This is a genomic window from Streptomyces sp. NPDC053541 (assembly GCF_044544705.1).
GTDB lineage: Bacteria > Actinomycetota > Actinomycetes > Streptomycetales > Streptomycetaceae > Streptomyces.
The window spans coordinates 1-7,372 of the sequence record NZ_JBITXM010000006.1; the positions used below are offsets into that span (position 1 = coordinate 1).

9 protein-coding genes are annotated in these 7,372 nt (G+C 70.4%); 4 read left to right on the plus strand and 5 right to left on the minus strand.

What is annotated here, in order from left to right; translation table 11 throughout:
* Positions 1-293: 293 nt before the first annotated feature.
* Positions 294-956, minus strand: a complete 663-nt coding sequence (locus tag ACIGW2_RS16425; protein WP_399844155.1) for a DNA-3-methyladenine glycosylase — start codon at positions 954-956, stop codon at positions 294-296.
* A 100-nt stretch (positions 957-1,056) separates the two neighbouring features.
* On the opposite strand from ACIGW2_RS16425, the gene ACIGW2_RS16430 reads away from it, so the two are divergent.
* The 3 genes from ACIGW2_RS16430 to ACIGW2_RS16440 all read left to right on the plus strand — a co-directional run bounded on the left by ACIGW2_RS16430 (position 1,057) and on the right by ACIGW2_RS16440 (position 3,094).
* Entirely contained in the window at positions 1,057-1,839 is a 783-nt protein-coding gene (locus ACIGW2_RS16430; protein ID WP_361590245.1) for a sporulation protein, read from the plus strand.
* A 54-nt stretch (positions 1,840-1,893) separates the two neighbouring features.
* The gene (locus tag ACIGW2_RS16435; RefSeq protein ID WP_391655342.1) at positions 1,894-2,427 is read left to right on the plus strand and encodes a YbhB/YbcL family Raf kinase inhibitor-like protein; all 534 of its coding nucleotides are present in this window, start codon (positions 1,894-1,896) and stop codon (positions 2,425-2,427) included.
* 160 nt (positions 2,428-2,587) lie between these two features.
* The gene (locus ACIGW2_RS16440) at positions 2,588-3,094 is read left to right on the plus strand and encodes an HNH endonuclease (protein WP_356062879.1); all 507 of its coding nucleotides are present in this window, start codon (positions 2,588-2,590) and stop codon (positions 3,092-3,094) included.
* A 78-nt stretch (positions 3,095-3,172) separates the two neighbouring features.
* On the opposite strand, the gene ACIGW2_RS16445 is transcribed toward ACIGW2_RS16440, so the two are convergent.
* The 4 genes from ACIGW2_RS16445 to ACIGW2_RS16460 all read right to left on the minus strand — a co-directional run bounded on the left by ACIGW2_RS16445 (position 3,173) and on the right by ACIGW2_RS16460 (position 6,390).
* Positions 3,173-3,946 (minus strand): sulfite exporter TauE/SafE family protein, encoded by a 774-nt coding sequence (locus tag ACIGW2_RS16445; protein WP_399844158.1) that lies wholly within the window; start codon positions 3,944-3,946, stop codon positions 3,173-3,175.
* Between the two features lie 99 nt (positions 3,947-4,045).
* Entirely contained in the window at positions 4,046-4,996 is a 951-nt protein-coding gene (locus ACIGW2_RS16450; RefSeq protein ID WP_265865978.1) for an SPFH domain-containing protein, read from the minus strand.
* A gap of 95 nt (positions 4,997-5,091) precedes the next feature.
* Complete coding sequence (locus tag ACIGW2_RS16455; RefSeq protein WP_356062873.1) at positions 5,092-5,520, minus strand: NfeD family protein; 429 nt, start codon at positions 5,518-5,520, stop codon at positions 5,092-5,094.
* Positions 5,521-5,592: 72 nt separating this feature from the next.
* On the minus strand, positions 5,593-6,390 hold the full coding sequence (locus ACIGW2_RS16460; RefSeq protein ID WP_356062870.1) for an ABC transporter ATP-binding protein: 798 nt from the start codon (positions 6,388-6,390) through the stop codon (positions 5,593-5,595).
* Positions 6,391-6,558: 168 nt separating this feature from the next.
* Here ACIGW2_RS16460 and ACIGW2_RS16465 point away from each other — a divergent pair, with 168 nt between their 5' ends.
* Entirely contained in the window at positions 6,559-7,347 is a 789-nt protein-coding gene (locus tag ACIGW2_RS16465; RefSeq protein WP_391655339.1) for a hypothetical protein, read from the plus strand.
* Positions 7,348-7,372: the final 25 nt, after the last annotated feature.

Genomic DNA, 7,372 nt, shown 5'->3' on the forward strand with positions numbered 1-7,372 from the left:
CACCCTCGCGGGCTTTCCTCCGGGCGCTTCCTTCGTTCTTGCGTTTCCGACTCTATCAGATCTTTCCGACCCGATTTCCTCGGTGCTTTCCGGTCCCGATTGCTTTCGCTTTCGAGGCCTTCCGGCGTGTCCACTACTTTAGCGGATTCCCTTGACGGCTCATAATCGAGCCGCTTCGGAACAAATTCCGGCATGCCGAAATGAGCCCCGGTAGGAGATCGTTGTAAGGAAGTGGATGGCCGCTCCCGGGAGGCTTCGATGAGCACTGCCCGTCTCAAGCGGCTCGGGCCACATTACGCATCTGTTGCGCGAGAGTCAAGGCGGCGCTTGCGCGGGACGTGGGCGCGGTAGGGGCTGACGGTGCGGTCGCCGTCGATCCAGAAGCGCCAGGGGTGCGGGGCGCCTTCGCCGCCCACTCCGGTGCGGGGGCCGTTGCGGACCAGGTCACGGGCGGGTGGGGTGCCGGTGAGGATGCTCAGGGGGGAGTCAGGGCCGGCGCAGGCGTCGGTGCCGTTCAGGGAGCGGGCGACGTCGAGGGCGGTGGCCAGGCGGGCCGGACCCTTCGCGAGCTCGGAGTCGTAACGGGCCGAAAGGCGTCGCTTCCGGGCCTGCTCCGCGCCGGTGAGGATCTCACCCGCGCGGAGGAGCACTCCGCTCGCCTCGCCCTCGGGGCCGCACACCAGGTTGAGGCAGTGCCACATGCCGTAGGTGAAGTAGACGTACGCGTGTCCGGGCGGGCCGAACATGACGGCGTTTCTCGGGGTGCGGCCGCGGAAGGCGTGGGAGGCGGGGTCGATCGCGCCGGCGTACGCCTCCACCTCGGTGAGGCGCAGTTCGATGGTGCCGTCCGGGGAATTCCGTACCAGGGTGCGGCCCAGCAGGTCGGGGGCGACCTCCAGGACGGGGCGGTCGAAGAAGCTCCGCGGGAGCGGCGTACGGTCGGGGCTCTCGCTCATGGCGTCCGAGGGTACGGGGAACCGGCTACCTTCGTTGCGCGTATGTAGGGGTCAGACCATCCAGGACCACCTGGGAGCATCCAGGGAGAGGACGCAGGACATGGGATTCAAGAAGCTGCTCGCCAGTCTCGGTGCGGGCGGGGCGTCGGTGGAGACCGTGCTCTCCGAGGAGAACGTCGTTCCCGGCGGTGTCGTGCAGGGTGAGGTGCGGATCCAGGGCGGTTCGGTCGCCCAGCAGATCGAGGGGCTGTCGGTCGGTCTGCAGGCGCGGGTCGAGGTCGAGGGCAACGACCAGGAGTACAAGCAGGACATCGAGTTCGTGAAGGTGCGCCTCGGCGGTGCCTTCGAGGTGCAGGCCGGGGCGGTGCACGTGGTGCCGTTCGGTCTGGAGATCCCGTGGGAGACGCCGGTGACCGCGATCGCCGGGCAGCAGCTGCGCGGGATGCACATCGGTGTGACCACGGAGCTGGAGATCGCCCGCGCGGTGGACTCGGGTGACCTGGACCCGATCAACGTGCACCCGCTGCCGGCGCAGCAGGCGATCCTGGACGCCTTCATCCAGCTGGGCTTCCGCTTCAAGAACGCGGACATGGAGCGCGGGCACATCCGCGGGACGCGGCAGCGGCTGCCGTTCTACCAGGAGATCGAGTTCTTCGCGCCGCAGCAGTACCGGGGGTTGAACCAGGTCGAGGTCAGCTTCGTCGCGGACGAGCGGGAGATGGACGTCGTCCTGGAGATGGACAAGAAGCCGGGGCTGTTCGTCGAGGGCAGCGACTCGTACCGGGCGTTCACGGTGGGGCTGCACGACTTCCACACCACCGACTGGGCCGCTTATCTGAACCAGTGGCTCGCCGAGGTCGGCGGGCGTCGCAACTGGCTGTAGGAGCGGGCTTAGGCTCGGTTCCGCAAGGCCGGTCAGCGAGACGGAGGTTCAGACGTGGCCGAGGGCAAGCGGGCACCGCTCCCCCATGACTTCCACCCGCCGGTGGCGTCGTTCACGGTGGTGAGCGACGACGTCCAGGATGGTGGTGTGGTGCCGGACGCGCAGGTGTACGCGGAGGGGAACACCTCGCCGCATCTGCGGTGGGAGGGGTTCCCCGCGGAGACGAAGAGCTTCGCGGTGACCTGTTTCGACCCGGACGCGCCGACGGGCAGCGGGTTCTGGCACTGGGTGCTGTTCGACATTCCGGCGTCCGTGACGGAGCTGCCGGCGGGTGCGGGTTCGGGGTCGTTCGCGGGGCTGCCGGCGGGTGCCGTGCACGCCCGTAACGACTACGGGTCGAAGGACTTCGGCGGGGCCGCGCCGCCGAAGGGCGACGGTCCGCACCGTTACGTCTTCACGGTGTACGCGGTGGACCAGGAGAAGCTGGGTCCGGACGCGGACGCCTCGCCGGCGGCGGTCGGCTTCAATCTGCGGTTCCACACGCTGGGGCGTGCCCAGCTCGTGGCGGAGTACGAGAACCCCGCGTAGGGCTGATCGTTCGCCTGTTGTTTGCCCGCTTCTGGTCTTGGAGAGATCAGAAGCGGGCATCTTTCTTTGCGCAGATATTGCGTTGTCCTACCCGGCGCGCCCGGCCAGAGTTGATCCAAGCCCGCCACGGGGGTGGGCCGGCACACGGGAGGTGGGCACAATGCGGGACACGCTGGTACTGAACGCGAGCTTCGAGCCGCTTTCGACGGTCACACTCAACCGTGCGGTGGTGCTTGTCCTGCAGGACAAGGCCGTCGTGGAGCAGGAACACCCCGGTCTTCGGGTCCGTGCCGCCGCCGTGGACATGCCGGTGCCTCGGGTGATCCGGCTCTGCCGGTACGTGCGGGTGCCCTTCCGAAGACAGGCTCCGTGGTCGAGGCGGGGCGTGCTGGTGCGGGACCAGCACCGGTGCGCGTACTGCGGGCGGAGGGCCACGACGGTGGACCACGTGGTGCCGCGGGCGCAGGGCGGTGGGGACAGCTGGCTGAACACGGTGGCCTCGTGCGCGGAGGACAACCACCGCAAGGCGGACCGGACGCCGGAGCAGGCGGGGATGCCGCTGCTGCACCAGCCGTTCGAGCCGACGCCGGCGGACGCGATGCTGCTGGCGCTGAAGGCGGCCGAGCGTTCGGCGCTGCCGGACTGGCTGGCCGCGCAGGCCGCGTAGGTCGTCTGTAGGGCGTACGTCGTCCTCGATGTGGTGGGGCCCGCTCCTGGTCGGAGCGGGCCCCACCGCGTTGTCGGCTCACTTCAGGGTGAGTTGGAGGATCGCGATGATGCCGACGGCGATGATGACGCCGCGCAGGACGTTCGGGGAGAGGCGCTTGCCGACCTTGGCGCCGATCTGGCCGCCGATGGTGGAGCCGACGGCGATGAGGAGGACGGCGGTCCAGTCGAAGTCGGCGACGAAGAGGAAGAAGACGGCGGCGACTCCGTTGACGACGGCGCCGAGGATGTTCTTGACGGCGTTGATGCGCTGGAGGCTGTCAGTGAGCAGCAGGCCCATGAGGGAGATGTAGAGGACGCCCTGGGCGGCGCCGAAGTAGCCGCCGTAGATGCTGGCGAGGAAGAGTCCGATGACGAGGGCGGCGCCGCCGTGGGGGTGGGCCTCGGTGCCCTTGGCCTCGCGGCGGCGGCGGACGGCGGCGGCGATGCGGGGCTGGAAGAGGACGAGGAGCAGCGCGATGCCGATGAGGACGGGGACGATCGCGTCGAAGGCCTCGGAGGGGAGGGCGAGGAGCAGGATGGCGCCGACGAGGCCGCCGAGGAGGGCGGTGGTGCCGAGGCGCAGGACGCGGGCGCGCTGTCCGGTGAGTTCGCTGCGGTAGCCGATGGCGCCGCTGATGGATCCGGAGACCAGGCCGAGGGTGTTGGAGACGTTCGCGGTGATCGGTGGGAGGCCGGTGGCGAGGAGGACCGGGAACGTGATGAGCGTTCCCGATCCGACGACGGTGTTGATGGCTCCGGCGGCGGTGCCGGCCGCGAAGACCGCGAGCATTTCCCAGATGGACAACGCCATCTCCTTACGGGTTCGGTGAGTCGCCTCCCCGTCCCGTGTGCGGCGGGATCGAGGGGCTCGCGCCGATCATGCCCGAGATCGCGGGATTACGTGTACGTGTCAGTCAACCGGGGGTTCCTCGCGGCGGGCGGGGATGTCGGCGGTCGGGGCGTTCTTGGTGTTGAAGCCGGGGACGCCGGGGGCGACGTTGCCGAAGGCGCCGGAGAGGCCCTTGAGGGCGTCGCCGATCTCGCTGGGCACGATCCAGAGCTTGTTGGCGTCGCCTTCGGCGATCTTCGGGAGCATCTGGAGGTACTGGTAGGAGAGCAGCTTCTGGTCGGGGTCGCCGGCGTGGATGGCCTCGAAGACCGTGCGGACGGCCTGGGCCTCGCCCTCGGCCTTGAGGGCGGCGGCCTTGGCCTCGCCCTCGGCGCGGAGGATGGCGGACTGCTTCTCGCCCTCGGCGGTGAGGATCTGGGACTGGCGGATGCCCTCGGCGGTGAGGATGGCGGCGCGCTTGTCGCGGTCGGCGCGCATCTGCTTCTCCATCGAGTCCTGGATGGAGGTGGGCGGTTCGATGGCCTTGAGCTCGACGCGGTTGACGCGGATGCCCCACTTGCCGGTGGCCTCGTCGAGGACGCCGCGGAGGGCGGCGTTGATCTCCTCGCGGGAGGTGAGGGTCCGCTCCAGGTCCATGCCGCCGATGATGTTGCGCAGGGTGGTGACGGTGAGCTGCTCGATGGCCTGGATGTAGCTGGCGACCTCGTAGGTGGCGGCGCGGGCGTCGGTCACCTGGTAGTAGATGACGGTGTCGATGTTGACGACCAGGTTGTCCTGGGTGATGACCGGCTGGGGCGGGAACGGCACGACCTGTTCGCGCAGGTCGATGCGGTTGCGGATGCGGTCGATGAACGGGACCACGATGTTGAGGCCGGCGTTGAGCGTGCGGGTGTAGCGGCCGAAGCGCTCCACGATCGCGGCGCTCGCCTGGGGGATGACCTGGATCGTCTTGATCAGGGCGATGAAGACAAGCACCACCAGAATGATCAGGACGATGATGACTGCTGACATCGTGCTCCCTGTGCCCTTCGCTGCCGGGTCGAGACCGGAAGATGATCTCGATGATCGAGTTTCCCAGACCGCGGGGGGTCATGGGTGAGGTTCGGTCACATCACGACGGCGGTCGCCCCGTCGATGTCGACGACGTCGACCTGTTCGCCGGGTTCGAAGCTCTGTCCGGAGTCGAGGGTGCGGGCGGACCAGACCTCGCCGGCCAGTTTGACGCGGCCGCCCTGGCCGTCCACCCGTTCCAGGACGACGGCCTGACGGCCTTTCAGCGCGTCGACTCCGGTGGCGAGTCCGGGTCGGCCGTCGCGGTGCCGGGCGGCGACGGGGCGCACCACGGCGATGAGGGCGACGGACACGACGGCGAAGACGACCACTTGGGCGACGATGCCGAAGCCGAGGGCGGCGGTGACGGCGCCGGCGACCGCGCCGACGGCGAGCATGCCGAACTCGGGCATCGCGGTGAGGACGAGGGGAATGCCGAGCCCCACCGCGCCGATCAGCCACCAGATCCATGCGTCGATGTCCACATGGTCATGGTAGGGCGGTGGGGTCCGGTGTGACAGGGCGCCGCAGCTGTGCGGACTCGGCGCCCGCGGGGGCTACTTGAGGGGGAGGCCCTGGGCGGTGTAGCGGTCGCCGACGTGCTCGACGACGAGCGGGAGGCCGAAGCAGAGGGAGAGGTTGCGGGAGGTGAGCTCGGTCTCCATGGGGCCGGCGGCGAGGACCTTGCCCTGACGGATCATCAGGACGTGGGTGAAGCCGGGGGCGATCTCCTCGACGTGGTGGGTCACCATGATCATGGAGGGCGCGTACGGGTCGCGGGCGAGGCGGCCGAGGCGGCGGACGAGGTCCTCGCGGCCGCCGAGGTCGAGGCCGGCGGCGGGCTCGTCGAGGAGGAGGAGCTCGGGGTCGGTCATCATGGCGCGGGCGATGAGGGTGCGCTTGCGCTCGCCCTCGGAGAGGGTGCCGAAGCGGCGGTCGAGGTAGTCGCTCATGCCGAGGCGGTCGAGGAAGGCCTTGGCGCGCTCCTCGTCGACCGGGTCGTAGTCCTCGTGCCAGGTGGCGGTCATGCCGTAGGCGGCGGTGAGGACGGTCTGGAGGACGGTCTGGCGCTTGGGGAGCTTCTCGGCCATGGCGATGCCGGCCACGCCGATGCGGGGGCGGAGCTCGAAGACGTCGGTGCCGACGCCGCCGAGGCGCTCGCCGAGGACGGTGGCGCTGCCCTTGGTGGGGAAGAGGTAGCTGGAGGCGATGTTGAGGAGGGTGGTCTTGCCGGCGCCGTTGGGGCCGAGGATGACCCAGCGCTCCCCCTCCTTGACCGACCAGGAGACCTCGTCCACCAGAGCGCGTCCGTCGCGGACCACGGATACGTCCACCAGCTCCAGTACATCGCTCATGAGCGCGTTGTCTCCCCTTGCGGTCGAGTCTTCTTCGTCGCCTTGCGCCTGTGGGCGCGGCGTCCAGGGGAAAACCTACGCCACCGGCGGGCCGCGGCTGGTCGTGGGGGCTCGGTGAGGGCCGGGATTGCGCCGTGGGGGCTCCGTGGAGTCCCTAGTCTTGACGGCATGCTTTCGGAACCACGTTCAGGACGTCTGGCCGCCTGGGGCAATGCCCTGCTGGCCGGGGCGGTGTCGCCGGACGATGCGGCGCAGGCGATTGTCGGTGCGGACGCGGTGCACCGCGTGGAAGGGCTGCCGGGCGAGGCGGGGCCGGTGGGGCTGACGCTGGCGCTGGGGCGGCTGCGGCGGCTGGGCGTGTCCGGCTGGCGGGTGGCGCTGCCGGCGCCGGGGCATCCGCTGGGGCTGAGCGGTCCGCCGGAGTTCAACGCGCGGGCGCTGGAGGCGGAGGAGGCGGTGGTCGGTTTCGGCGCGCCGTACGGGCTGGTGCCGGAGGTGTCGGAGGCGGGCCCGGCGGGGGACGTGCACGTGGAGGTGGTGTGGCACTGCCTTCCGGTACGGGAGGCTCCGCCGGCCGACGTGCCGTCGCTGGGCGAGGCGGAGCGGGAGCTGGCGGAGGCGCTGCGCGAGGCGACGACGGTCCTGACCCGCCTGGACGTCGCCGCGGCGGGCCCGGCGGCGGAGGCCGCCCGCGACGCCTACCGCGCCCGCGCCGAGGCCGGCCGCGAGGTCCTGGCCCCCGGCTACCCGCCGCGCGCGGTCCGCGTCCTGGAGCTGGCCCAGCGGATCGGCCTCCTGGTCGACCTGGCCTACGACGGCCACGGCGGCGCGGTGAGCGCCGCCGAAATGGCCGCGCGGGGAGCGGCGCTGCGGCCCGTGGAGCGGGTGGCGCGGCGGGCACAGGTCGCCGCGTACAACGCGTACGTCGAAGAACGGGAACGGAACCGCGGCTTCTAGCCCCCCGGCGGCCCCGGGCGGACGG

Excerpts from the sequence above, each read along its gene's own strand:
- ACIGW2_RS16450 (WP_265865978.1), bottom strand. The coding sequence starts at position 4,996 with ATGTCAGCAGTCATCATCGTCCTGATCATTCTGGTGGTGCTTGTCTTC.
- ACIGW2_RS16445 (WP_399844158.1), bottom strand. The coding sequence starts at position 3,946 with ATGGCGTTGTCCATCTGGGAAATGCTCGCGGTCTTCGCGGCCGGCACC.
- ACIGW2_RS16460 (WP_356062870.1), bottom strand. The coding sequence starts at position 6,390 with ATGAGCGATGTACTGGAGCTGGTGGACGTATCCGTGGTCCGCGACGGA.
- ACIGW2_RS16440 (WP_356062879.1), top strand. The coding sequence starts at position 2,588 with ATGCGGGACACGCTGGTACTGAACGCGAGCTTCGAGCCGCTTTCGACG.
- ACIGW2_RS16465 (WP_391655339.1), top strand. The coding sequence starts at position 6,559 with ATGCTTTCGGAACCACGTTCAGGACGTCTGGCCGCCTGGGGCAATGCC.
- ACIGW2_RS16430 (WP_361590245.1), top strand. The coding sequence starts at position 1,057 with ATGGGATTCAAGAAGCTGCTCGCCAGTCTCGGTGCGGGCGGGGCGTCG.
- ACIGW2_RS16425 (WP_399844155.1), bottom strand. The coding sequence starts at position 956 with ATGAGCGAGAGCCCCGACCGTACGCCGCTCCCGCGGAGCTTCTTCGAC.